This is a genomic window from Pseudoalteromonas sp. GW168-MNA-CIBAN-0100 (assembly GCF_040309225.1).
Taxonomy (GTDB): domain Bacteria; phylum Pseudomonadota; class Gammaproteobacteria; order Enterobacterales; family Alteromonadaceae; genus Pseudoalteromonas; species Pseudoalteromonas arctica.
Map to the genome: position 1 here is coordinate 1 of NZ_JBEOOL010000809.1, position 254 is coordinate 254.

Genomic DNA, 254 nt, shown 5'->3' on the forward strand with positions numbered 1-254 from the left:
GCATTCGTATCGGCTGTATCGTCAGTATTTAGAGCCGCTAGCTTTTGTCCTACAGGTGGCGTAAGCGAGCAAAATAAAATGGATTACTTATCTTTAAATAATGTATTTGCTGTGGGTGGTACTTGGATCGCAAATAAAGAGTGGGTTGCACAAGAAAACTGGCAAGCAATTACTGACTCGTGTATTCAAGCATTAAAGTAGTAAGGAACAAACAATGAAAGATTTAGCCCCGGCAATATTGCCAGGTGTAGTAG

1 pseudogene is annotated in these 254 nt (G+C 40.6%); it reads left to right on the forward strand.

Annotated features, from left to right (window positions below):
* Positions 1-201, forward strand: a pseudogene (locus tag AAEY62_RS23520) (bifunctional 4-hydroxy-2-oxoglutarate aldolase/2-dehydro-3-deoxy-phosphogluconate aldolase); the annotation flags it as partial.
* Positions 202-254 lie beyond the last annotated feature (53 nt).